This window comes from Shinella sp. WSJ-2, assembly GCF_003432075.1.
Taxonomy (GTDB): Bacteria; Pseudomonadota; Alphaproteobacteria; order Rhizobiales; family Rhizobiaceae; genus Shinella.
The window spans coordinates 305429-327467 of the sequence record NZ_QWBU01000003.1; the positions used below are offsets into that span (position 1 = coordinate 305429).

Genomic DNA, 22039 nt, shown 5'->3' on the forward strand with positions numbered 1-22039 from the left:
AAAAGGCAGCATAGGGCGGCCGCGCAGAAAACGGCAATGGACAACTGACATGACCTACAGCGAAAACCTCTGGCTCTTCTTCCTGCTCGTGTCCGGCATCATCATCGTGCCGGGCATGGACATGGTCTTCGTCATGGCGAGCTCCCTCTCAGGCGGGCGCAAGGCCGGGCTGTCGGCCACCTTCGGCATCATGGCGGGCGGGCTGGTGCACACGCTCTACGCCGCGCTCGGCGTCGGCGTGCTGCTGCATTTCGCGCCGCAGCTCTTCAATATCCTGCTGGTCGCCGGCGCGCTCTATGTCGCCTGGATCGGCTGGCAGCTGTTTCGAAGCTCCATCGTCATCGATTCCGTCGATGGCATCGACCGGCGCGGTCTCGTCACCCGCTTCCGCCAGGGCGCGCTGACGAGCCTGATGAACCCGAAAGCCTATCTCTTCATGCTCGCCGTCTTCCCGCAGTTCCTGCGCCCGGAATTCGGCCCCGTCTGGCGGCAGGCGACGATCATGCTGCTGGTGATCTGGGTGACGCAGCTTGCCGTTTATGGCGGGCTTGCGCTGGCGGCGGCCCGCAGCCGCGATGCGTTGACCGGCAACCCGGCGGTCACGCGCTTCATCGGCCGGGCGGCGGGCGTGCTCCTGGTCGTCATCGCCATCGTTACGCTGTGGCGGGGATGGGGCAGCGTCTGATCCAAAAGGATTTCGGCCGTCAAAAAGATTTTACTTTCATCGAGTTCCCAAAATGCAATCATGGCGACGCATCGTCAAACCGGCGGCGCGGAGACAACCGCCCGCCAGAATCGGGAGCAATCGATGAAGTTCAAAACCTTGGCGGCTGCGGCCGCGCTTGCCGTCATCGGCGCAGGCGCCGTCGTGGCGGCGGATGAACCCCAGGTCGTCCGCCAGGAGATGATGAAGAAGGTCGGCGGCGCCATGGGCGCGCTCGCCGGCATCGCCAAAGGCGAAAAGCCCTATGACGCAGAGATCGTCAAGGCATCGCTGACCACGATGGGCGAAGTTGCCAAGGCTTTCCCGGAACAGTTCCCGCCCGGCTCCGAAACGGGCCACGAGACGGAAGCAAGCCCCAAGATCTGGGAGCAGATGGACGACTTCAAGGCCCATGCCGCCAAGCTCGGCACGGATGCCGAAGCGGTGCTGGCAAGCCTGCCGGCCGACCAGGCGGGCGTGGCGGCCGCGCTCGGCACGATCGGCAAGAATTGCGGCGGCTGTCATGAGGTCTACCGCGTCAAGAAATAAGCGGTAGACCGGACCATCCCTCACCAAGACGCACACTGTCCCGACGCCGGCCGCCGGGGCGGTGTCTTTCCGTTCCGGCGCTGCCGGAGCCGGATTTCGGATCAGCGAGAGGAAACGGCGCATGGCTCTCAAGAAACTCATCGGCGGCATCGTCGTGCTGGGCGCGATCGGCGCCGGCGCGTTCCTGTTCATCACCAAGCCTGAGCGCCTGCCGGCGGAAACCTGGCTTGCTGCCGGCGAACCGGATCTGGCGAATGGCGAGCGCATCTTCCATGCCGGCGGCTGTTCCAGCTGTCACGCCGCACCGGGCGCGGCCGACGACCAGAAAACCGTGCTGACCGGCGGCCTGGCGCTGAAGAGCCCCTTCGGCACCTTCTACGCTCCCAATATCTCTCCCGACGAGACCGCCGGCATCGGCGCCTGGACGCTCGCCCAATTCGGCGACGCCATGAAGCGCGGCACGGGTAAAAACGGCGAGCATCTCTACCCGTCCTTTCCCTACGCCTCCTATGCGCGCATGACGGTGAAGGATGTCGGCGATCTCTACGGTTACCTGAAGACCCTGCCGAAGAGCGCGAATGTCGCACCCGAACACGACCTGCCGTTCCCCTTCAACATCCGGCTGTCGCTCGGCGGTTGGAAGTTCCTCTATCTCAACGACGCCCCGCGCGTGACGCTCGCCAGTGCCGATGAGGTGGTCAGACATGGCCAGTATCTCGTCGAAGGTCCCGGCCATTGCGGCGAATGCCACACGCCGCGTGACGTGCTGGGCGGCCTGAAGGTCGACCAATGGCTCGCCGGCGGGCCGAACCCGGAAGGCGAGGGGCGCATCCCCAACATCACGCCGGCCGAGGGCGGCTTCGGCGGCTGGAGTGCGGGCGATATCGTCAACTATCTCGAGACCGGCTTCACCCCCGATTTCGACAGCGTCGGCGGCGCGATGGTCTCGGTGCAGAAGAACATGGCCCAGCTGCCCAAGGAGGACCGTGAGGCGATCGCGGCCTATCTGAAGGCCATTCCCGCGCATTGACCGCACGCGCAGAATTTTTTCGACCTGATGTCGGATCGGCGTCGGCGCCTGCGTCTTCAAGGCACGGGATCGTCGCCGACGATCTGAAACCGGAACGAAAGGATGTTGCAATGGCCAAGAACACGATTTGCCTGTGGTTCGACAAGGATGCCGAGGAGGCCGCCCGCTTTTATGCCAAAACCTTTCCGGACAGTGCTATTGGCGCCATCGTGCGCGCCCCCGGCGATTACCCTGATGGTAAGCAGGGCGAGGTCCTCGTCGTCGAATTCACGGTCGCCGGCGTTGCCTGCGTCGGCCTGAACGGCGGCCCGATGTTCAAGCACAACGAATCGTTCTCCTTCCAGATCTCGACCGAAGACCAGGCCGAGACCGATCGCTATTGGGATGCGATCGTCGGCAATGGCGGCCAGGAAAGCGAATGCGGCTGGTGCAAGGACAAGTGGGGCCTCTCCTGGCAGATCACCCCGCGCGTCCTCATGGACGCCATGAAGGCCGGCGGCGGCGAGGCCAAGCGCGCTTTCGACGCCATGATGAAGATGAAGAAGATCGACGTCGCCGCAATCGAGGCCGCGCGCCGCGGCTGAGCGGGCTTGATCCGTGCCGCCGGCTCCGCCCTGCCTTGGGGGCGGAGATGCCGGGTCTTAAATACTGCTTGCGGGGTGCCTCAGCCAGTCGCCCCGCGATGCTCGTCGCCATACATGCCGAGATAGTCGAAAAGTTCTGCCGAGCCGAGCCCGATGGCATCGAGGATTTCCCGCGCGAATGTCACCGGTGCGGCACCCGAAGCGGTGATGACACCACCGTCGCGCACGGCCTGCGGCTGATCGCGGTAGAGGGCGGCGCCCCGATACGCCGGCACGACGTCCTTGAGCTGGCTGGCATAGTTGCCGGTATGGGCGCGTGTATCGAGCAGGCCGAGGCGGCCGAGTGCCAGTGTGGCGTCGCAGATGCCGGCAACGGGTTTGCCCGCCGCGATGAAGCGCCCGACCGGAGCCGAGAGGTCGGGCACGTCATCACTCTGCCAGATCGTGCCGCCGCACAAAACCAGCACGTCAAAGAGGGCGGGATCGGCATCCTCCGCCGCACCGGCAGATTTGACCTGTACGCCGCCGAGCGAGGTGACGTCCCTGCCGCCGGGGGTGAGGATGACCGTTTCGGCGCCGCATTCGTTGCGCGCAGTCGCCATCAGGAGCCCGCATTCCCAGTCGGCATACCCCGCGGTCAGCACGATAGCCAGTCGCTTCGTCATGTCGGTATCCTCCTCGCGTGCCGCCTTTAACCCAAGGCCTGTACGTAACGCATGCCGGTGACGGGACCGGCGCGGAAATTCATTTGCTCGTAGAAACGGTGCGCGCCGAAATTGCCCGTGGCGGCGCTGACGGTGAGATAGCCGCAGCCGGCGATGCGGGCATGTTCGCGGGCGCGGGACACGAGATGGCGGCCGATGCCGTGGCCGCGATGGTCCTTGCGCACGAAGAGCTGGTGCAGCTCCATGCCGCGCATGCCCTCGGCGGCGCGGTACATCGGCACAAGCAGCGCATAGCCGATCAGCCGGCCGCCGGCTTCAGCCACGAGCGCAGTGATCCAGGGATTGGCGCCGAACAGGTCGCGGTCCAGATCGACGGCGGAAACTTTTGCGGTGTTGCCATGGCATTCGGCGTGCAGCGCGATCATGTCGAGGATCTGCTGGAGATCGCCTTGACGCGCCGCGCGGATGGTCAGCATCGGTGGCCGGTCGAGGGCGGCGGGTTCAAGCTTGATGGCTGTATTGTGCATTTCGGGCTCCTTGGTTTTCTGCCATCAGGTGCCCTTAAAACAACAAAGCCGCCTGATGGCGGCTTGTTGACATGATCAAACAGCCGCTCCTATCGGAACAGCCAAAAATACGTTGCGGCGATGTGCGAGCTCTCGATCATGGTCGCGATATTCTCCGTTTCGCGGCGATTGTCAATCGGTTTAATCGCGACCGCAGAAATGAGGAGGGGAGATGAAGCGGAGGGCGGTCAGACCTCCGCTTCCTCCGGTCCGGCGGTGGCTTGCCCTTCCACGGCGCCGGCATGTTGGGTTTCGTCGATGCCGAGCTGTTCCTTGATGGCGCGGCGGATATCCTCCTCGATCGCCTCGCGCTGCTCGTCGGGCAAGGCGGCGAGGCTCGTTTCGTCGAGGCCCATGCGGTCGAGGATTTCCTTCCGCAGGCGCTCGGCCGGCGTCATCTTGGACAGTTCCATGAATTCGGCGATCAGGCTGTCGCTCTCCTCCTGCGCTTTGTCGAGCTTGGCATTGGTGAGCCACAGCGCATTGGCGAGGCCGGACGGCATGGTGCCGGCGGCGCTGACGGTCGGGATGTTGCGGGAGGCCGCGCCGGCTTCCGCGCCAGCATAGGCTCCGCTGTCGCTGGTCGTGCGCTTGGTCGTCGCGTAGGCTGAAATAAGGCTGCCATCGATCTTCATGGAAAAGGTCTCCCTGAAAAATGTTCAGGGAGACCTTTAGCGGTTGCAGCTTTTGCGAGACTTGTCGTCGCTACGGCAGCGTATAGGCGATCACGTAGTCGCCGGGCTTGGTACCGACGGAGCCATGGCCCCCGGCGACGATCAGCACATACTGCTTGTCGCCGGCCGTGTAAGTCATCGGGGTGGCCTGTCCGCCGGCGGGAAGGCGGCCTTCCCAAAGCTGGCGGCCGGTCGTCACGTCATAGGCGCGGATATAGTTATCCACGGCAGCTCCCAGGAAAGCGACGCCGCCCTTGGTGAGCATCGGGCCGCCGATGCCGGGCACGCCGACCTTGAAGGGCAACGGCAGTGGCGTCATGTCCATGACCGTGCCGTTCTTGTGCTTCCAGGCGGTCTTGCCGGTGGCGAGATCGGCACCTGCGACATAGCCCCATGGCGGCGCCTGACAGGGAATGCCGAGCGGGCCGAGGAACGGACCCATGAAGACGCCATAGGGCGCGCCGTCATTGCGGTTGAGGCCCTGTTCGGAACCCTTCTCGTCCTGACCCTTCGGCGGCACCTGATCGCGCGGCACCAGCCGCGAGGTGAAGGCGAGATAGGTCGGCATGCCGAACATGATCTGCCGTTCCGGATCGACCGCCACGGAACCCCAGTTGAAGGTGCCGAAATTGCCGGGATAGACGATCGTGCCTTCCAGCGACGGCGGCGTATAGCGGCCCTCGTATTTCATCGACAGGAAATCGATGCGGCAGGCGAGCTGATCGAACATGGTGACGCCCCACATGTTCTTTTCCGTCAGCGGCGGCGGCGAGAAGGTGAGGTCGGAGATCGGCTGGGTGGGCGCGGTGAAGTCTTCCGGGATTGCCCCGGTCGGTGCCGGTATCTCCTTGACGGGGATGATCGGCTCGCCGGTGCGCCGGTCGAGCACGTAGATATCACCTTGCTTGGTCGGCCCGACGAGAGCCGGAATGGTCGTGCCATCCTTCGTGATGTCGATCAAGGCTGGCTGGGCCGGCACGTCCATGTCCCAGAGGTCATGGTGCACGGTCTGACGCACCCAGCGCAGGGCGCCGGTCTTGATGTCGAGCGCGACGATCGAGGAGGAGAACTTCTCGACATGCTCGCTGCGGCCCATGCCGAGCTGGTCCGGCACCTGGTTGCCGAGCGGGATGAAGACCAGGCCAAGCGCTTCGTCATAGCTGAAGACCGACCAGGAATTCGGCGAGTTGACAGTATAGACCTGGCCTTCCGGCAGCGGCGTGGTGCTGTCCGGATTGCCGGAATCCCAGTTCCAGATCAGCTGGCCGGAATTGACGTCGAAGGCGCGGATGACGCCGGACTGCTCCTGCGTCGAATAGTTGTCGTTGACCGCGCCGCCGATGATGATCTTTCCGTCGGTGATGACGGGCGGCGAGGTGGAGTAATAGTAGCCTGCCGGATTGTAGGGCATGCCCTTTTCCAGATGCAGCACGCCGTTTTCGGCGAAGGTCGTGCAGACGTCGCCGGTGGCGGCGTCGAGCGCGATCAGCCGGGCATCGGAGGTCGGCAGGTAGAGGCGGGCGGCGCAGGCCGTGCCGGCAGCGGCAGCCGGGTCGGCGTAATAGGTCACGCCGCGGCAGGTCTGGTGCTGGCGATCCGGGTTCATGCCGGAGTTGGAATCGTATTTCCATTTCTCCTTGCCGGTCGCCGCATCGAGCGCGATGGCCCAATTGTGCGGCGTGCACATGTAGAGTGTGTCGCCCACCTTGAGCGGCGTCACCTGATAGGTGGTTTCGCCGACATCGTCGGGCTTCTTCACGTCGCCGGTCTGGTATTGCCAGGCGACCTTCAGGGTAGAAACGTTGTCCGTGTTGATCTGGTCGAGCGGCGAATAGCGCTGGCCGTATTGCGTGCGGCCGTACTGGTGCCATTCGCCAGCCGGCACGTTGCCGCCGAGCACGGGCGTGGCGTTTACGACATCCGTCGGCAGCGCGCCGGAGAGGTCGTGCGGGTCTTGCGTCATCGAGTAACCGGCGACGACGATCGCGACGAGCGAGGCGACCGCGAGCGGCAGGGCCGATGCCGGGTAGCGCGTGCCGGTGGGGCTGGCAAAGCCGAGCGGCCGGCGAATGGCCGGCAGCATCAGCCACAGGCCGATGAGCACAATGACGCCGCCGCGCGGGCCGAGCTGCCACCAGTCGAAGCCGACTTCCCAGACCGCCCAGCCGAGCGAACCGAGCACGATGAGGGCATAAAGCCAGAGCGCCGCGCTGGAGCGGCGGAACAGCAGGATGGCCGTGACCAGGAAGGCAAGGCCCGTAACGAGATAATAAGGGCTGCCGCCGAGCGACAACAGCCATCCGCCCCCGCCCGTCAGCACCAGACCGATAAGGGCGACGAGCGTGGCAGTGAGTGAAAGTAACATGATGGTCTCCGTGGCAATGTCGGCGCGGAGAGGGGCCGACATGACGTCCGGCTCAAGGAGGGACGAAGGAGAAATTAGGGCGGAACCGTGACGCTTCAATGCGCGGAGCTCCGCGATTTTGCATGGCTGCGATGCTATGAATGCGTTTCAGGTGCCGCAGAATGTGGCCGTGATTTCCTCGCCGGGTTTGGGCGGTTCGGCATAGGCGGCAAAGGCCGGCTGGTCCTCGTAAGGCCTTGAAAGCACGTCGTTCAGCGCCGCAAAAAGCGAGAAATCACCATCGTCGATCGCCGCCCCCAGCGCTTCCTCGACCTTGTGGTTGCGCGGAATGAAGGCGGGATTGACCCTGCGCATCGCCGCCGCGCGGGCCTGAGGCGTCGCCGTATCCTGCGACAGCCTTTCGCGCCACGCCGCAAGCCAAGGGCCGAGCGCTGTCGGGTCTTCCAGCAAGGCACCGAGCGCGGCATCTGCGCTCTCATCCTCGGTTGCATCGGCAAGCCGGCGGAAGGCTAGCGTATAGTCGGCCTTCTGTTCGTAAAGCGTGACGAGCAGGTCGCGGATCAGGTCCTGATCGCTGTCGCGCTCCGCATCAGCAAGGCCCAGCTTGGCGCGGATCACGGTCTTCCAATGCGCCTGGAAGCGATCCATGAAGCGACCGACGGCCGCATTCGCCGCTTCCAGCGCCTTGTCCTCGTCGTCATCGAGGATCGGCAGCAGCGCCTCGGCGAGGCGCGCAATGTTCCACTGCCCGATGCCGGGCTGGTTGCCGAAGGCATAGCGTCCGTGCTGGTCGATGGAGGAAAAGACGGTGCGCGGGTCGTAGCGGTCCATGAAGGCGCAGGGGCCGAAATCGATCGTCTCGCCAGAGATCGTCATATTGTCGGTGTTCATCACGCCATGGATGAAGCCGACGCCGAGCCAGCGTGCGATCAGCGACGCCTGCCGGTCCGCCACGGCGTCGAGCAGCGCGAGATAAGGCCGTTCGGCGCCCTTCAGTTCCGGATAGTGACGCTCGATGACATGGTCGGCGAGGATGCTTAGGTTCTCGACTTCACCGCGGGCGGCAAAGAACTGGAAGGTGCCGACGCGGATGTGACTGGCGGCGACGCGCGTGAAGACGGCGCCCGGCAGCACGCGGTCGCGATAGACCGGCTGGCCGGTGGTAACGGCGGCCAGCGCCCGCGTCGTCGGAATGCCGAGCGCATGCATCGCCTCGCTGATGATATATTCGCGCAGCACCGGCCCGAGTGCGGCGCGCCCATCGCCGCGGCGCGAATAGGGCGTCGGCCCCGCACCTTTCAGCTGGATGTCGCGGCGTTTGCCGGCGCGGTCGACGACCTCGCCGATCAGGATCGCCCGCCCGTCGCCGAGCCGCGGCACGAACTGGCCGAACTGGTGGCCGGCATAGGCCATGGCGAGCGGCAGCGAGCCGGGCAGCGCCACATTGCCGGAGAAATAGCCGGCGCCATGCCGTTCAAGCATTTCCGCATCGAGGCCAAGCTGCTCGGCCAGCACCCGGTTGAACGCGATCAGCTGAGGCGCCTCCACGGGCGTTGGGTCGACCGGAGCAAAGAAGGCGTCCGGCAGGCGCGCATAGCTGTTGTCGAAAGGTATCGTCGCGGCGCTCATGATCGTCGGCTCCTGCTGGTGTGCCCCTAGAGATAGGGTCTTGCCGGCCGAAACGAAAGGCTCGTCACGCGATCATAAGGAACGGCCGAGGCTTTAGCCGGCCTTGGCGAGCCGGCGCAGCCGGAAGGGCAGGCCGTAATAGAGCCGCTTGAGACCGGGGCGCAGCCGCGCGGTCCAGAGGCCGGCATAGGCCCGTCCGGCAAGGCTGGCGGGCAGGGCGTAGGTCTGGAGGCCGAGCGTGCGGTTGCTCCAGTTTTCCTTGTAATCTGCGGGGTTGCCGAGCAGGTCGTAGGTTTTCACGCCGTTTTCGATCAGCCAGCAGACCGTCATGTCCATCTGCACCTTGCCGGGCGACGCTTCGCGCAGCGCCCAGTCGAAGGCGCCGAGATAGGCGTGGTAGTGGCCATGGTGCAGGAAGCCGATTTCACCGGCGATCAGCCGGTCGCCGGCCTTCAGAATGGAAAGACAGGCACCGGACAGTGTTTTGCGATCGCCGGAAAGCGAGGCGAGGAAGCGGTCGAAGCCTTCAAAAGCAAGCCCGGTGCCGCGCCGGCCGGTCTCGTGCAGCCATTGGCGCTTGTGCGCCAGGCAGGTCGCGACACCCTCGGCAAAACCGGCATCGTCGGGAAACAACATGACGAAGGAAAGCGCGCCTTCGCGGGCAAGCGCGTTGCGCCGCCGGTTTCGGTTGCGGCGCTGCGTCTTGCTGAGTTCGGCGGCATAGGCCTCCGGCGTGGCGAAGGCCGAGAGATCCAGCATGGCGGCGCTGTTGGCAAGCGAGGGCAGCGGCGGCGTTTCGCCAAGCAGTGCAGCGAGCGCGGAACCATCCGGCACGCCGTCGAGCACCATCAGGTCGTGACCGGCAAGACCGGCGAGCAGCCAGCGCGTCGCGGTCTCGCCATGGACCGGATCGACCAGCAGATTGGCATATTGGCCGTGCGGCGCGCCGAGCGGCTCCAGCCGCTTGATGAGACCGCCGGAGAGCATCAGCGGCCAGACGGCGACGAGCCGCCCGTCCTGCCAGAACGTGTGCACCTGCGGCCGGCATTTCGGGCTGCCAAAGACCGCGATCCATTTCAGACACCAGTCGGCACTCTGGAAATAGGTGAGGGGATCGCCGGTGCGGGCCTCAAGATCGCGCCAGGCCGCCGCCGCACCGGCCATGGCGGTGCTGTCGCGGAGCACGCGGTGCTCAATGCCGGCCTCGCGGGGCTCGGGGCGCGTCAGAAGGGTCATGGCGCTTCCATTCGGTTCTGCGCGCGACGCTATCAGCGCCGCCTCAACAAAACCTTTCCCGGCACAGCCTTCCCGCTTTTGTCCTCGCACCTGGCCTTGCCCGTCGGCGAAAGATGGAATTTCATGAAGCGCTCAATAAGCAGCTGAATAAGCGGGCGGTTTCGTCCGTTCCCTTCTTCAGCATGCCATGCGTGTGTCCGGTCGGCAGGGCTGGATATGGGTCGTTTCCCGGAGGGAGGATAACGTGCAGCGCAGTGTTTATCGCATGATTTCGGCGCTCGCCGGCTGTCTTCTTCTCCTCGCTGCCCCGGCAGCCTTCGCCGCAGAGCGCTATGCGCTCCTCATCGGCAATGCCGAATATGAGGACGCCGAGCCGCTGGAAAACCCGCTGAACGATATCGACCTCGTCGGCGAGGCGCTGGAGCGGGCGGATTTCGACGTCACCCGCGTCACCGATGCCGACAACCTCGCCATGCTCTCGGCGCTGAACAATTTCACGCGCCGGGCCGAAAAGGCCGAGGATCCGGTGCTCTTCGTCTATTTCTCCGGCTATGCGGTGCAGCTCGACGGTGACAATTTCCTGCTGCCGACCGATGCCTCCGGCCGCACCCTGACGGGGCTTCGGAACCGCTCGCTGCCCGTCTCGCAGGTCAGCGATGCGCTTCGCGAGATCGGCAAGGGCCTGAAGGTCGTGCTGTTCGACGCCGCCCATGAAAACCCGTTCCTGACGCTGCGCGACATCCCCGACGGCCTTGCCGAGCCGAAGGGCGGCACCGGCATCCACTATGCCTATGCGTCGGCCCCCGGCACGAGCTACGACTACGAGGGCACGCCGATCAGCCCTTTCGCCTCGGCCTTCGTCGATGCGATCAGCATTCCCGGCATCGCGCTGGAGGATGCCTTCCGCAAGGTCGGCGAGATCGTCAAGGAGCGCAGCAAGGGCAAGCAGGAAATCTGGCAGAGCGATGCCGATTACGGCAAGTTCGCGCTGAGCCCCAAGGACGAGAAAGTCGACGAGGCCGAGATCGCCTTCTACGAATTCGCCTCGCTTTCCGACAGCCGCGAGGCCTATGACCGCTATCTCAGCCGCTATCCGCAGGGCATTTTCTCTTATATCGCCCAGCGCAAGATCGACCTGCTGGGAAAACGCTTCGAGAACACGCACGAGGACACGGGCAATCTGCCCTACCTGACCTTCTCCAACGATCAGCATGATCCCTGCGGCCGCTTCTCTTTCAACGACAGCGACCGGCGGCTCGGCGATCTCTATAAGGACGGCCAGCTCCTTCTCGTCGATTTCCGCTTCTGGGCACCGCCGGAAAGCTGCGAGTACATCTCCTATTTCACGACGGTCTATTCGCATGAGCGGTTGCGCAACATCATCACCTCGGCGAGCATTCCCGAGCGCCGGATCCATGTCGCGACGCAGGATGACCTGAGCCCGAGTGAGGAGCGGTCGATCTACGATTATTTCGATGAGGATCGCCACGGTTACGCGCAATCGCTGATGTTCCGCGCGATCAACGACGAGCGCCGCCACGGCTTCGGCGTGGCGGTGAAAACACCCGACGACAATGCCCGCGAATATGTCGACGAGATCGATTGCGGCGACGGCTGCCTGCGCTTCCGCGGCCTCGTGCGCTTCCGCGACAACAGCGTGCGCTCGCTGGAGGATTACGAGCTGGAATTTGTCGACGTGCGCCGCCTCGGCTATTACGACCGCTACCGCGACCTGCTGCGCGATTTCCCGGTCGACGAACATGCGTCGAACGATCATTCGAGCAGCCAGGCGAGCCACGAGACCAAGACCGACGCCTATGCCGACAACGGCAACGGCACGAGCCACGACGACGGTTATGGTTCGGATGCCGATCCGTACCGCGCCTCGCGCTCGGTCGGCGGCTGGGACATCGTCGCCGATTTCGGCAGCGACCGCCGCTTCCTGAACTGCCGCGCCATCCGCCGCGGCGATGGCGACCGCACGGCCGCCTTCCGCTGGTACGACGACGGCCACGTGACCTTCGGCTTCCAGGACGCGGCCTACGACTATGCCGACAGCTATGCGAGCGATGCGAAATACTGGATCGACGACGGCAAGGGCTACGATGTCAGGGGCAAGGCCTATGGCCGCCAGGAGATCGCCTACGATCTCGGCAGCGACCGCTCCGTCATCGAGGCCTTGAAACACGGCAGCCGCCTGCGCATCGGCGACATCAGCACCAGCCTGAAGGGCTCCACCGCCATGCTGAACGACCTGCAGGCCTGCGCCGGGGCCTTCCGCTGATCCCGGTCAGAAACGACCCCTGATCGGAAACTCGAAGGCCGGCGCGAACGTGGCGCCGGCCTTTCTTTATCCACGGGCGGTTATGTCTGGAGTCAGCCACCCGTCTCGGCCGGTAGGCGCCGGTCGATGAAATCGCGCATCAGGGCAAGTGCCTCGTCGCGCAGGATGCCGCCGGAATGCAGACCGAGGCGCAGCCACAGGCCGTCGATCAGCGCGCTGATCAGATGGGCCGTCTGTCGGGCCTCTTCATCCGATAGCATCGGCTTGAGGGCGGACAGAAGGTTGGAGTGCATACGGGCGTGGATGACGGCCTGGATGCGGGCAAGCTGCGGCTCGCGCGGCACCTCGCCGCACAGCGATAGCCAGGCATGGGCGATGGATGGCTGGTAGAAACGTTCGTCGAAGTTCCCCTCGATGATGGCGGCGAGCCGCTCGCGCGGCGTCTTCGCCTGGCGCAGCCGCTCTGCGACGGCGTCGCGCAGATTGGCGTTCGCCTCGCGCATCGCCTGCTCGAACAGCTCCTGCTTGTTTCGGAAATAGTGCAGCACGATGCCCTTGGAGGCGCCGGCATGAGTCGCGACCTTTTCCAGCGTCGCACCGGCCATGCCCTCGCGTTGCAGCACTTCGAAGGCTGCCTGCCGCAATTCCTTGCGCCTGATATCGACCAGCTTGGTGAGCTTTCCCGCCATGATGATTCCCGTTGGTGTTTCGGGAGATTGACATTTTTCCCGACAAGTTCAAGAATTGTCCCATTGGTCAATTTACAAACTGAATGGACAAGGTTCAAAAAGGGGAACGTCGATGAAACGCGCCATTGCCTGCGCCACAGCCTGTTTTCTGATGATCGGGGCCGCCGAGGCGGCGGAACAGGAGAGCTGCCGCAAGGTTCGGCTCGCCGAGCCGGGCTGGAACGATCTCGCCTTCACCACGGGCGTGGCGCAATCGCTGCTGCATGCGCTCGGCTACGAGACGCAGAGCGACCTGCTCGGCATCGACGTCATCTATCTCAGCCTCAAGAACAAGGATCTCGACGTCTTCCTCGGTTACTGGGACCCGGCGATGAAGACCTATTTTGCGCCCTATGAGACGGACGGCTCCGTCGAGACGGTGAAGCAGAACCTGGCGGGTGCGAAATACACCTTCGCGGTTCCCGCCTATGTCTGGGAGGCCGGGGTCAAGGACTTTGCCGATCTCAAGAGCCATGCCGACCAATTCGAGAAGAAGATGTACGGTATCGAACCCGGCTCCAACCAACTCATGCTGGACGCCATCGCCGATGCCTCGCTCGGTCTCGACGGCTGGGAGGTCGTGGAATCGAGCGAGCAGGGCATGCTGGCCGAACTGGCGCGCCATATAGACATGAAAACCTTCTTCGTCTTCCAGGGCTGGGCGCCGCACCCGATGAATACGGCCTTCGACATCCGCTACCTGACGGGGGGCGACAAGTTCTACGGGCCGGATTTCGGCGCCGCGACCGTCTCCACGCAGGTTCGCAAGGGTTATCTCGAGGAATGCCCGAATGTCGGTCAGCTGCTGAAGAACCTCGCCTTCGACATTGACTTCGAGAACAAGGGCATGGGCTACCTGATGAACGATGGCCTGGCACCCGAGGATGCCGGCCGCAAGGCCATCGGCGAGGATCCGAAGCGGCTCGACGCCTGGCTGGCCGGCGTGACGACCGTCGATGGCGAACCGGGGCTTGCGGCCGTCCGCAAGGCGCTTGGCCTGTGACGGAAAGGGTTGATCAGAACGGCTGGAACGGTCGGAAGCGCTTCCTGACGACCGGTGACAGCCGGCGCCTTGCCTATATCGACAATGGCGAGGGGAGGATGCCGCTGTTCCTGCTGCACGGTTATACCGACAGCAGCCGGAGCTGGTCGCTGATCGAGCCATTCCTTGCGGGGCACCGGCTGGTAATGCCGGACCTGCCGGGGCACGGCCTTTCCACTGCCTTGCCGCGGGCCACGCTCGAAGCGTTCGTCGACGACATCATCCGGCTGGTGGATGCTTTGGGCATCGAGCGCTTCGCCGTCATCGGCCATTCGATGGGGGCCATGACGGCGCTCGTGCTGGCGGCCCGGCACGGCGCGCGCGTCACCGCGTTCGCCAGCCTTTGCGGCAGTCTTCAATCGGGTCTGCTCGCGGCAACGACGCTCGGTGCGGAGATCCGGGCGCTTGTCGATCCCATCGACCCGCAGAGCCCGTTCCTGCGCGAGTGGCACCAATGCGCGCAGCCGGTCGATGCGGGCTTCATGGCGTGGATCGCTCAGGAGGCGGCGGCCATTCCGGCCGCCGTCTGGCAGGCGCTCTACGCGATGATCGAAATCGCCGATTTGCGGCAGGCGGCAGAGCGGGTCGATGCGCCGGTCCTGCTTCTGGCGGGTGATGAGGACGCACTTTTTGACGAGCCGCACCGGGCAGCCCTGCGGGCGGCTTTCCCCAAGGCCGCGACGGAAATCCTCGCCGGCCACAGCCACAATCCGCATTGGGAGGCGCCCGCCCGTGTGGCGGACGCCTTGCTCGCTTTTCTAAAGAAGAGCGCCGGCTAAAGGCCGGCCTCGCTTACATCTTCCCCGCCACCTTGATCGCGAAGGCGTATTCGAAGGCGATTTCCTCGAGGCGCTGGAAGCGGCCGGAGGCGCCGCCGTGGCCGGCGCCCATATTGGTCTTGAGGAGGATCGGCTCGGTGCTCGTGGTCTTCTCGCGCAGCTTGGCCACCCACTTGGTCGGTTCCCAATAGGTGACGCGCGGGTCGGTCAGGCCCGACAGCGCAAGGATGGCGGGATAGGGTTTTGCCTCGACATTGTCATAGGGCGAGTAGCTCGCCATCAGCTGATAAAAATCCTTGCTGTCGATGGGGTTGCCCCATTCCGGCCATTCCGGCGGCGTCAGCGGCAGCGTGTCGTCGAGCATGGTGTTCAGCACATCGACGAAGGGCACGGCGGCGATGATGCCGCCGAACTTTTCCGGCGCCATATTGGCGATCGCCCCCATCAGCATGCCGCCGGCTGAGCCGCCCTCGGCTACGATGTTCGCGTAGGACGTGAACTTTTCTTGATTCAGATAATCGGCCGCGGCGATGAAGTCCTTGAAGGTGTTGGTCTTCTTTTCCATCTTGCCGTTTTCGTACCAGGCGAAACCCTTGTCCTTGCCGCCGCGGATATGGGCGATGGCATAGACGAAGCCGCGGTCGACCAGCGACAGGCAATTGGTGTTGAAGGACGCCGGGATGGTGATGCCATAGGCACCGTAGCCGTAGAGCAGGCAGGGCGCGGAGCCGTCGAGCGGCGTGTCTTTGCGATAGAGCAGGGTGACGGGTACCTTTTCGCCATCCCAGGCCGGCGCGAAGACGCGGCGGGTGACGTAGTCGTCGGGGTTATGGCCCGAGGGCACTTCCTGCGTCTTCAGGAGGGTGCGCTCGCGCGTCGCCATGTTGTAGTCGAAGAGCTGCGAGGGCGTCGTCATTGAGGAATAGGAGAAGCGGATGACGTCGGTGTCGTATTCCGCAGCCCCCGACAGGCCGAGCGAATAGGCCTCCTCGGCAAAGGCGATGGCGTGTTCCTCGCCGCTCTCGCGGTCGCGTACGATGATGCGCGGCAGGCCCTCGTGACGCTCCAGCCAGACGAGATGGCGGGCAAAGGCCATGTGGTTGAGGATGAGGGTGCCGGCGCGGTGCAGCACGACATCCACCCAGTTCTCGCGGCCCGGCGCCGTGACCGGCGTCTGCATGATCTTGAAGTCCTTGGCGCCGTCGGCATTGGTCAGGATGTAGAAGACGTCGCCGCCCTCCGTCATCGAATATTCGAGGCCCGTCTGGCGCGGTGCGACGAGGATTGGATTGGCCAAAAGATCCTTGGTCGAGAGCAGGCGGTATTCGCTCGTCTCGTGGTCATGGATGTCGATGTAGATGAAGTCGTCGATCAGCGAGCCGCCGACCGACATGAAGAAACCCGCATCCTTCTCCTCATAGACCAGCCGGTCGTTTTCCTGCCGCTCGCCGAGGATGTGGTGAAAAATCTTCGAGGGTCGGTGGTTCTCGTCGAGCGCGGTATAGAAGAAGCTCTTTGCATCCGGCGCCCAGACGCCGTCGCCGCCCGTGTTGACGAGCGTGTCGTGGCGGTCCTCGCCGGTAGCGAGATCACGCACCTTCAATGTGAAATATTCGGAACCCTTGTCGTCATAGCCCCAGATGCCGACGGAATGATCGGTGGAATGGTCGATGCCGGCGAGGCGGAAATAGTCCTTGCCTGCCGCTTCCTTGTCGCCGTCGAGCAGGACGACGCGCTCGCCGCCGTCGCGCGGCTCGCGGAAATAGCGCGGCTGCTCGCCGCCGGTGACATAGGCTGTGCCGTAAGCGTACGCGCCGTCCTTGACAGGCACGGAGCTGTCATCCTCCTTGATGCGGCCACGCATCTCGGCAAACAACGTCTTCTGCAAGGCCTCCGTATCGGCCATCGCCGCGCTCATATAGGCGTTTTCCGCCTCCAGATGCGTGCGGATTTCCGGCTGGAGGATCGAGGGATCCTTGAACATCGCCTGCCAGTTCTCGTCGCGGAACCAGGCATAGTCGTCGGTGCGGGTGATGCCGTGACGGGTGTCTTCCACCGGCTTCTTGGCGGCGACGGGGGCGGCGGGCAGGTTCTTGAAGACGGGCAACATGTCACTCCGGGAAATCGCTAGGCGGGATAGCAGAGATAGAGAGCCCGGCCGTCCGCATCAAGCCGTAAGGTTGTCTCCTCTGCCGGCGCGGCGAAGGAAGACCTGGTCATGCAGGATCATACCGGCGAGCATGAAGACGACGAAGAGCAGCGGTTCGATGCGGCCGAGCGACAGGCCGGCAATGCCCGGACCGGGGCAGAAGCCGCCGATGCCCCAGCCGATGCCGAAAAGCGCCGAGCCGAGCACCAGCCGCCGGTCGATCACGCGGTTATCCGGCAGATGGAACCTGTCGTCGAAAGCCGGGCGTTTGAAGCGGGCGATCAGCCGCAGTCCGAGAAACATCACGCCGACAGCGCCGCCGAGCACGAAGGCAAGGCTCGGATCCCACGCGCCCGTGATGTCCAGAAAGCCTTGCACGCGGGCGGGATCGAGCATGCCGGAGAGGGCAAGGCCGAGGCCGAAGACGGCGCCGGAGACCAACGCGGCGAGCATTTGCGGGGCGGAACGGGTCACAGGCCGAAACCTCTCAAAATGGTCACGACGAGAATGCCGGCGATGAGAAAACTCGCGACGGCGGCGAAGGCGCGGGGCGACAGCCGGGCGAGGCCGACGACGCCGTGGCCGCTGGTACAGCCCGAGCCCATGCGCGTGCCAAAGCCCACGAGCAGGCCGGCAACGGCGATGAGCGGCAACGGCGTGGTAACGATCATCGCCGGCCAGCCACCGGCAAACAGGCGATAGAGCAGGGGGCCGGCGAGCAGGCCGGCGACGAAGCTTGCATTGATCGCGATATTCGCGCCCTGCGCCAGGCGGCCGACGATGCCGCTGATTCCGGCGACGCGGCCGTTGAGGGCGAGCAGCAGAAAGGCAGAGAGGCCTATCAACATGCCGCCGATGAGTGAGGGAAGATAGGTCATGCCGTGGCAGGCTCCGCGCAGAAAATGCCATGCAGGGCGGCAACGAGCTGGGCGGCCTTCTCCCCGGTCAGGCGGTAAAAGATCTGTTTGCCGTCACGCCGCGTCTCCACGATGCGGGCTTCGCGCAGCACGTTGAGCTGCTGCGACAGGCTGGGCTGGCGCAGGCCGAGCGCCGCCTCCAGCGCGCCGACGGAATGTTCCCCTTCGATGAGCGTGCAGACCAGCATGAGCCGGGCCGGATGAGCGAGCGTCTTCAAAAGGCCCGCGACCTCGGCCGCCTGAGCGGCCATCGCTTCCGCGGTTCCGGATTGAGGAGAGGTCAAGATCGGCTCCGGTATGAACATTATACATTTTCATAGAATGTATAATGTTCACATGCAAGCCGTTTAGCCTGGCAAGGTGCGCTTCGCCTTGCGCTTGGCGGGCCGCAGTTCGTCGGCGATGGTCATGCCGATGATCGTGAGCGGAAGCGCCAGCATGGCGCCGGCGGCCCCCCACATCCAGGTCCAGAAGATGATGGCGGTGAAGATGATGAAGGCATTGACCTCCATCCGTTTGCCCATCACGGCCGGCATGACGAGGTTTTCCATGGCGAGGTGCACCACGAAGAAGGCAAGCGCCGGCAACAGGCCCATCATGATCGTTTCGTGCGTGAGCAGGCCGGCGGTGGCGAGCGCGATCGTCATCAGCGTCACGCCGAGGAAGGGCACGAAGCTGGAGATAAAGGCAAACAGCCCCCACAGCGCCGGCATGGCGAGCCCGCCGCCCCAGGTGATGAGCGTGGTGACGACGCCGAGACCGCAATAGACCAGGGCTGCGGTCGCGAAATAATAGCCGAGCGCGCTGTCGATAGCGTTCATGATGCGGATGGTGGTGAGGCGCTGGCTGCGGCGCGGAAAACCCATGATGATCATCTGTCGCAGCTTCAGCCGCGCGGACAGGAAAAGCACGAGTGCGGCAAAGAAGATCATGCCCTGCAGCAGCGCCGGCGTCAGGCTTGCCGAGACGATGCTCAGGATGCTGCCGGTATTTTCCAGCACCTTGTCCATGGACATTTGGCCGGACTGGAAAGTTTCGGGGCGGATGCTGAGCCAGCCGAGGCGCGAGAATATCGGCGTGATACGGTCATAGGCACCGCGCACCAAGTCCGGCGCATTGGAGGCGAGCTGGGTGATGGGATCGGCCAAGACGCCCGCGACAAGGAAGAGGCCTGTGCCGAAGGCCCCGGCCAGAAGCAGGGCGGTGGGTAGGGGCGGAATACCGAACTCGTTCAACTTCTCTGCAGCGACGCCGAAGATAAGGCCGGTAACGACGGCGAGACACAATGGAATGAGGATCGGCGCCATCAGATAGACGACGCCCATGGCCATGATGAAGAAGATGCCGATGACCGCCCAACTGCTCGCCAGATCGAGCCCACGACGGCGTGGCGCGTCTTCCACAAGATCCTTTTCGAGGTCGAGGCCAGCGCGCAGGAGACGCCGTTCGGCCGGCTTTGCCGACATGTCATGCATGGTGTGTTCCCCAATTCCCAGCATGAACGCGCGGAAAGTTATGAAGTTCCATCAGCATCTGCCGTTGAAACCGCAGGTGGGTTGCGGGGTGTCTTCAAATCGACATATTGCGCGTTAACCCCGAATTAAGACGTCGCAAATGACGGCACGAAGAGGAGCCACACCTTTGAAACGGCAGCTAACCGGGCTTTTGACCGCCTTCTGCGCCTTGACGCTGGCAACACCCGCCTTCTCCATCGACGCCCGTATCCGCGGCCAGCTGGAGAAACTGGCCCCGGACGAGCGGCTGGAGCAGCGCTGCGACATGGAGGCGATGGACAAGATCGGCGCAGCCAGGGATGGCTTCCGCCCCGACAAGGTGATCGCCTACGCCTTCGGCGATCCGAAGCTCGACGGCACCACCTTCAAGACCAAGGGCGCCGTCTTCCGCAGCAAGGGCGAATGGTACCGCCTGTCCTACAAATGCGAAGCCAGCCCCGACCGCCTGGAGGTCAACGCCTTCAAATACAAGATCGGCGACCAGGTGCCGCACGAGGACTGGGCGGCGCATTATTTGTATGATTGAGCGTGATTTGTGCGACTGAGCGAATGGGCGCAGTGCGCCGGTAGATGGAGCGTTCTAAGCTCCCGCCTCTTGTCAGCCTCAGCCTTCTGTGAGCCTCTGCTATAGACGGATGGCCGTGCGCGCCTCCCTTTCCTTCGTCATCCTCGGGCTTGACCCGAGGATCCACGCGACACGGCACACCCTCACCAAAGCTCCGGATACAGGTCCCGCCACTCGGGATTGATCGTCTCGATGAGATCGATCTTCCACTGCCGATACCAGCGCTTCAACGACTTCTCCCGCTGGATGGCGGTGCCAATGCTGTCGTGCTCCTCGTACCAGACGAGGCGCGTGCAGCCATAGGCCGAGGTAAAGCCCTTCGTCACGCCTTCCCGATGCTCGTAGATACGCCGCTCCAGATCGGAGGTTACCCCGATGTAGAGCGTGCCGTGCTTTTGGTTGGTGACGATATAGACGTATCCCGCCATGCGCGCAGAGTGCGTGGCGTGGATCCTCGGGTCAAGCCCGAGGATGACGGAGGAGGGGTGGGTGCCTCAGCTTGCGGAAACACCATCGCCAAATAAAAACGGCGCGTCTTCACGCGCCGTTTCTGAACGTCACGCCGAAAGCTTCAGCCCGATCCCCCAGGGATCGACCAGCGAGACCGTGTCGCCCGAGCGGGTGGTGGGCAGCGCAAGCTCGTCCAGCTTGGCGACGGCTGCGTCCAGCTTGGCCTTGTCGTTGAAGCGGATCGTGTAGTCGGCAAGGCCGGTCATGCCGGTCTGGCGCTTCGGCTGGCCGCGAGAATTCCAGACATTGGCCGCGACGTGGTGGTGATACTTGCCGGTGGCGAAGAAGCTGGCGCCCGGATAGGTCGTCATGATGTCCAGGCCCAGCACGCCGTTGAAGAAGGCGTTGGCTTCCGGAATGTCGGAGACCTGCAGGTGGATATGGCCGATGACCGTGCCGTTTTCCTGATGCGTCCAGCCGTCCTTCGGGGCCTCGTCGTAAAGCGCCTGCAAATCGAGCCGGTTAGTCGCCATCTTCACGGTGCCGTCGGGCACATAGGTCCATTCGGACCGGTCGCGGTCACGGTAGATCTCGATGCCGTTGCCCTCGGGGTCGTCGAGATAGATCGCCTCGCTGACGAGGTGATCGGACGCGCCGGTGAGCTGGACATTGTTGTGTGCGGCATGCGCCAGCCAGCGGCCGAGTTCCTTACGATTGGGCACGAGGAAGGCGGTGTGGAAGAGGCCGGGCGCATTGCGCGGCGCGCGGGCGGCATTGCTGCCCGTCGTCAGCGTCAGGAGCGGCCGGCCGGCGACGCCGAGCGTCTCGCCGGAGGCGGAGGTGTCGAGCACGCTGAGACCCATGACCTTCTGGTAGAAGGCCGAGGTCATGGGCAGGTCGACGACCGTGAGGTGCGAGTGATCGACGAAAGCCGGCATGTCGACGGCGTGGGTCTTGGTGGTTGCATCAGTCATGGGGGCGGTCTCCGCGTGCGTGGGGCCGGCCTTGGCGACGGCGATGCCGGCGGCGGCTGCGCCGAGGAACGTGCGTCTGTCGAGGTCCGTCATGATATCCATCCTGTGATCGGTTTCCCTCGGAAACCGCTGTGTTGGGGTGAATATGGCGGAAGCACAGCGTTCACGAAAGACGACGTTTCGGCGATTTACTGTCAATGTAGTGTTGACGATGCGCGCCGGCAAGCTTGATTCCGATCAATGCCGTTTGACAATGCCGGTGCCATTTTCGTCTCAGGCTTTCCAACAAGGGAGATGGCAATCGTGACGGATCTGGCTGGCTACAAGGACATTCTTCTCACCCGCAAGCGCGAGCTCTACCGTCGCCTGAACAGGATCGAGACCGATCTCGACACGCTGAAGAGTGGTGACAGCGCCGACCGGGCCATCGAGCGCGAGAATGACGAGGTGCTGGAGGAGTTCGGCTCGACCGGTCTCAAGGAGTTGAAGGCCATCGAGGCGGCTCTGGATCGTGTCGCGGCCGGCACCTTCGGCACCTGCGCCAAGTGCGGCAACCCCATCGCGCCGGCGCGTCTCGCCGCTGTGCCGCATGCCGCCCTGTGCGAGGACTGCATCGCGCAGGCGTAAGAAACGGCA

At 64.1% G+C, this 22039-nt stretch carries 23 protein-coding genes; 9 read left to right on the forward strand and 14 right to left on the reverse strand.

Annotated elements, in window-relative coordinates; genetic code table 11:
* The first annotated feature begins 49 nt into the window (after positions 1–49).
* The 4 genes from D0Y60_RS09180 to D0Y60_RS09195 all read left to right on the forward strand — a co-directional run bounded on the left by D0Y60_RS09180 (position 50) and on the right by D0Y60_RS09195 (position 2866).
* Positions 50–685, forward strand: a complete 636-nt coding sequence (locus D0Y60_RS09180; RefSeq protein WP_117369029.1) for a LysE family translocator — start codon at positions 50–52, stop codon at positions 683–685.
* Positions 686–808: 123 nt separating this feature from the next.
* The gene (locus D0Y60_RS09185; protein ID WP_117369701.1) at positions 809–1252 is read left to right on the forward strand and encodes a cytochrome c; all 444 of its coding nucleotides are present in this window, start codon (positions 809–811) and stop codon (positions 1250–1252) included.
* 121 nt (positions 1253–1373) lie between these two features.
* Positions 1374–2282 (forward strand): cytochrome c, encoded by a 909-nt coding sequence (locus D0Y60_RS09190; protein WP_117369031.1) that lies wholly within the window; start codon positions 1374–1376, stop codon positions 2280–2282.
* 110 nt (positions 2283–2392) lie between these two features.
* Positions 2393–2866 carry a VOC family protein gene (locus D0Y60_RS09195; protein ID WP_117369033.1) on the forward strand — a complete coding sequence of 158 codons (474 nt, stop codon included), beginning with the start codon at positions 2393–2395 and terminating at the stop codon, positions 2864–2866.
* An 80-nt stretch (positions 2867–2946) separates the two neighbouring features.
* Here D0Y60_RS09195 and D0Y60_RS09200 read toward each other — a convergent pair whose 3' ends face one another.
* The 6 genes from D0Y60_RS09200 to D0Y60_RS09225 all read right to left on the reverse strand — a co-directional run bounded on the left by D0Y60_RS09200 (position 2947) and on the right by D0Y60_RS09225 (position 10001).
* Positions 2947–3531, reverse strand: coding sequence for a DJ-1/PfpI family protein (locus D0Y60_RS09200; protein WP_117369035.1), 585 nt, complete (start codon positions 3529–3531; stop codon positions 2947–2949).
* Between the two features lie 26 nt (positions 3532–3557).
* Positions 3558–4058: a GNAT family N-acetyltransferase gene (locus D0Y60_RS09205; protein WP_117369037.1), complete on the reverse strand. Its 501-nt coding sequence runs from the start codon at positions 4056–4058 to the stop codon at positions 3558–3560.
* A 227-nt stretch (positions 4059–4285) separates the two neighbouring features.
* The gene (locus D0Y60_RS09210; protein ID WP_117369039.1) at positions 4286–4732 is read right to left on the reverse strand and encodes a hypothetical protein; all 447 of its coding nucleotides are present in this window, start codon (positions 4730–4732) and stop codon (positions 4286–4288) included.
* Between the two features lie 70 nt (positions 4733–4802).
* Entirely contained in the window at positions 4803–7136 is a 2334-nt protein-coding gene (locus tag D0Y60_RS09215) for a glucose/quinate/shikimate family membrane-bound PQQ-dependent dehydrogenase (protein ID WP_117369703.1), read from the reverse strand.
* A gap of 147 nt (positions 7137–7283) precedes the next feature.
* Positions 7284–8765 carry a protein adenylyltransferase SelO gene (locus D0Y60_RS09220; RefSeq protein WP_117369041.1) on the reverse strand — a complete coding sequence of 494 codons (1482 nt, stop codon included), beginning with the start codon at positions 8763–8765 and terminating at the stop codon, positions 7284–7286.
* 93 nt (positions 8766–8858) lie between these two features.
* The gene (locus D0Y60_RS09225; RefSeq protein ID WP_117369043.1) at positions 8859–10001 is read right to left on the reverse strand and encodes a GNAT family N-acetyltransferase; all 1143 of its coding nucleotides are present in this window, start codon (positions 9999–10001) and stop codon (positions 8859–8861) included.
* 244 nt (positions 10002–10245) lie between these two features.
* Between D0Y60_RS09225 and D0Y60_RS09230 the strand changes: the two genes are divergently transcribed.
* The gene (locus D0Y60_RS09230; RefSeq protein ID WP_158565438.1) at positions 10246–12285 is read left to right on the forward strand and encodes a caspase family protein; all 2040 of its coding nucleotides are present in this window, start codon (positions 10246–10248) and stop codon (positions 12283–12285) included.
* 92 nt (positions 12286–12377) lie between these two features.
* Here the strand turns inward: D0Y60_RS09230 and betI are convergent, their stop codons facing one another.
* Positions 12378–12974, reverse strand: a complete 597-nt coding sequence (gene betI, locus D0Y60_RS09235) for a transcriptional regulator BetI (protein ID WP_117369048.1) — start codon at positions 12972–12974, stop codon at positions 12378–12380.
* Positions 12975–13086: 112 nt separating this feature from the next.
* On the opposite strand from betI, the gene choX reads away from it, so the two are divergent.
* Together choX and D0Y60_RS09245 are read left to right on the forward strand one after the other, a co-directional pair.
* On the forward strand, positions 13087–14016 hold the full coding sequence (gene choX / locus D0Y60_RS09240) for a choline ABC transporter substrate-binding protein (protein ID WP_117369050.1): 930 nt from the start codon (positions 13087–13089) through the stop codon (positions 14014–14016).
* Positions 14013–14834, forward strand: a complete 822-nt coding sequence (locus tag D0Y60_RS09245; RefSeq protein ID WP_117369052.1) for an alpha/beta hydrolase — start codon at positions 14013–14015, stop codon at positions 14832–14834. The genes choX and D0Y60_RS09245 overlap by 4 nt, the downstream gene beginning before the upstream one ends.
* Before the next feature lie 13 nt (positions 14835–14847).
* Here the strand turns inward: D0Y60_RS09245 and D0Y60_RS09250 are convergent, their stop codons facing one another.
* From D0Y60_RS09250 to D0Y60_RS09270, 5 genes are all read right to left on the reverse strand, one after another.
* On the reverse strand, positions 14848–16941 hold the full coding sequence (locus D0Y60_RS09250) for a S9 family peptidase (RefSeq protein ID WP_117369705.1): 2094 nt from the start codon (positions 16939–16941) through the stop codon (positions 14848–14850).
* A gap of 60 nt (positions 16942–17001) precedes the next feature.
* Complete coding sequence (locus tag D0Y60_RS09255) at positions 17002–17457, reverse strand: DUF6691 family protein (protein WP_117369054.1); 456 nt, start codon at positions 17455–17457, stop codon at positions 17002–17004.
* Complete coding sequence (locus D0Y60_RS09260) at positions 17454–17861, reverse strand: YeeE/YedE family protein (protein WP_117369055.1); 408 nt, start codon at positions 17859–17861, stop codon at positions 17454–17456. The genes D0Y60_RS09255 and D0Y60_RS09260 overlap by 4 nt, the downstream gene beginning before the upstream one ends.
* The gene (gene bigR / locus D0Y60_RS09265) at positions 17858–18151 is read right to left on the reverse strand and encodes a sulfite-sensing transcriptional repressor BigR (RefSeq protein ID WP_245409148.1); all 294 of its coding nucleotides are present in this window, start codon (positions 18149–18151) and stop codon (positions 17858–17860) included. Before bigR ends, D0Y60_RS09260 begins: the two co-directional genes overlap by 4 nt.
* 96 nt (positions 18152–18247) lie before the next feature.
* A complete protein-coding gene (locus tag D0Y60_RS09270) occupies positions 18248–19375 on the reverse strand; it encodes an AI-2E family transporter (RefSeq protein ID WP_158565440.1) in 1128 nt (375 codons plus the stop codon).
* Positions 19376–19514: 139 nt separating this feature from the next.
* On the opposite strand from D0Y60_RS09270, the gene D0Y60_RS09275 reads away from it, so the two are divergent.
* Positions 19515–19940: a DUF930 domain-containing protein gene (locus D0Y60_RS09275; RefSeq protein WP_117369061.1), complete on the forward strand. Its 426-nt coding sequence runs from the start codon at positions 19515–19517 to the stop codon at positions 19938–19940.
* Positions 19941–20122: 182 nt separating this feature from the next.
* Here the strand turns inward: D0Y60_RS09275 and D0Y60_RS09280 are convergent, their stop codons facing one another.
* Both D0Y60_RS09280 and D0Y60_RS09285 read right to left on the reverse strand, forming a co-directional pair.
* Positions 20123–20407: a GIY-YIG nuclease family protein gene (locus D0Y60_RS09280; RefSeq protein ID WP_117369063.1), complete on the reverse strand. Its 285-nt coding sequence runs from the start codon at positions 20405–20407 to the stop codon at positions 20123–20125.
* Between the two features lie 129 nt (positions 20408–20536).
* A complete protein-coding gene (locus tag D0Y60_RS09285; protein ID WP_245409149.1) occupies positions 20537–21403 on the reverse strand; it encodes a VOC family protein in 867 nt (288 codons plus the stop codon).
* A 294-nt stretch (positions 21404–21697) separates the two neighbouring features.
* Here D0Y60_RS09285 and D0Y60_RS09290 point away from each other — a divergent pair, with 294 nt between their 5' ends.
* Positions 21698–22030: a TraR/DksA C4-type zinc finger protein gene (locus D0Y60_RS09290; RefSeq protein WP_117369709.1), complete on the forward strand. Its 333-nt coding sequence runs from the start codon at positions 21698–21700 to the stop codon at positions 22028–22030.
* Positions 22031–22039: the final 9 nt, after the last annotated feature.

Coding starts and splice junctions, on each gene's coding strand:
- D0Y60_RS09180 (WP_117369029.1), top strand. CDS start 50: ATGACCTACAGCGAAAACCTCTGGCTCTTCTTCCTGCTCGTGTCCGGC.
- D0Y60_RS09185 (WP_117369701.1), top strand. CDS start 809: ATGAAGTTCAAAACCTTGGCGGCTGCGGCCGCGCTTGCCGTCATCGGC.
- D0Y60_RS09190 (WP_117369031.1), top strand. CDS start 1,374: ATGGCTCTCAAGAAACTCATCGGCGGCATCGTCGTGCTGGGCGCGATC.
- D0Y60_RS09195 (WP_117369033.1), top strand. CDS start 2,393: ATGGCCAAGAACACGATTTGCCTGTGGTTCGACAAGGATGCCGAGGAG.
- D0Y60_RS09200 (WP_117369035.1), bottom strand. CDS start 3,531: ATGACGAAGCGACTGGCTATCGTGCTGACCGCGGGGTATGCCGACTGG.
- D0Y60_RS09205 (WP_117369037.1), bottom strand. CDS start 4,058: ATGCACAATACAGCCATCAAGCTTGAACCCGCCGCCCTCGACCGGCCA.
- D0Y60_RS09210 (WP_117369039.1), bottom strand. CDS start 4,732: ATGAAGATCGATGGCAGCCTTATTTCAGCCTACGCGACGACCAAGCGC.
- D0Y60_RS09215 (WP_117369703.1), bottom strand. CDS start 7,136: ATGTTACTTTCACTCACTGCCACGCTCGTCGCCCTTATCGGTCTGGTG.
- D0Y60_RS09220 (WP_117369041.1), bottom strand. CDS start 8,765: ATGAGCGCCGCGACGATACCTTTCGACAACAGCTATGCGCGCCTGCCG.
- D0Y60_RS09225 (WP_117369043.1), bottom strand. CDS start 10,001: ATGACCCTTCTGACGCGCCCCGAGCCCCGCGAGGCCGGCATTGAGCAC.
- betI (WP_117369048.1), bottom strand. CDS start 12,974: ATGGCGGGAAAGCTCACCAAGCTGGTCGATATCAGGCGCAAGGAATTG.
- choX (WP_117369050.1), top strand. CDS start 13,087: ATGAAACGCGCCATTGCCTGCGCCACAGCCTGTTTTCTGATGATCGGG.
- D0Y60_RS09260 (WP_117369055.1), bottom strand. CDS start 17,861: ATGACCTATCTTCCCTCACTCATCGGCGGCATGTTGATAGGCCTCTCT.
- bigR (WP_245409148.1), bottom strand. CDS start 18,151: ATGGCCGCTCAGGCGGCCGAGGTCGCGGGCCTTTTGAAGACGCTCGCT.
- D0Y60_RS09270 (WP_158565440.1), bottom strand. CDS start 19,375: ATGCATGACATGTCGGCAAAGCCGGCCGAACGGCGTCTCCTGCGCGCT.
- D0Y60_RS09275 (WP_117369061.1), top strand. CDS start 19,515: ATGACGGCACGAAGAGGAGCCACACCTTTGAAACGGCAGCTAACCGGG.
- D0Y60_RS09280 (WP_117369063.1), bottom strand. CDS start 20,407: ATGGCGGGATACGTCTATATCGTCACCAACCAAAAGCACGGCACGCTC.
- D0Y60_RS09285 (WP_245409149.1), bottom strand. CDS start 21,403: ATGACTGATGCAACCACCAAGACCCACGCCGTCGACATGCCGGCTTTC.
- D0Y60_RS09290 (WP_117369709.1), top strand. CDS start 21,698: ATGGCAATCGTGACGGATCTGGCTGGCTACAAGGACATTCTTCTCACC.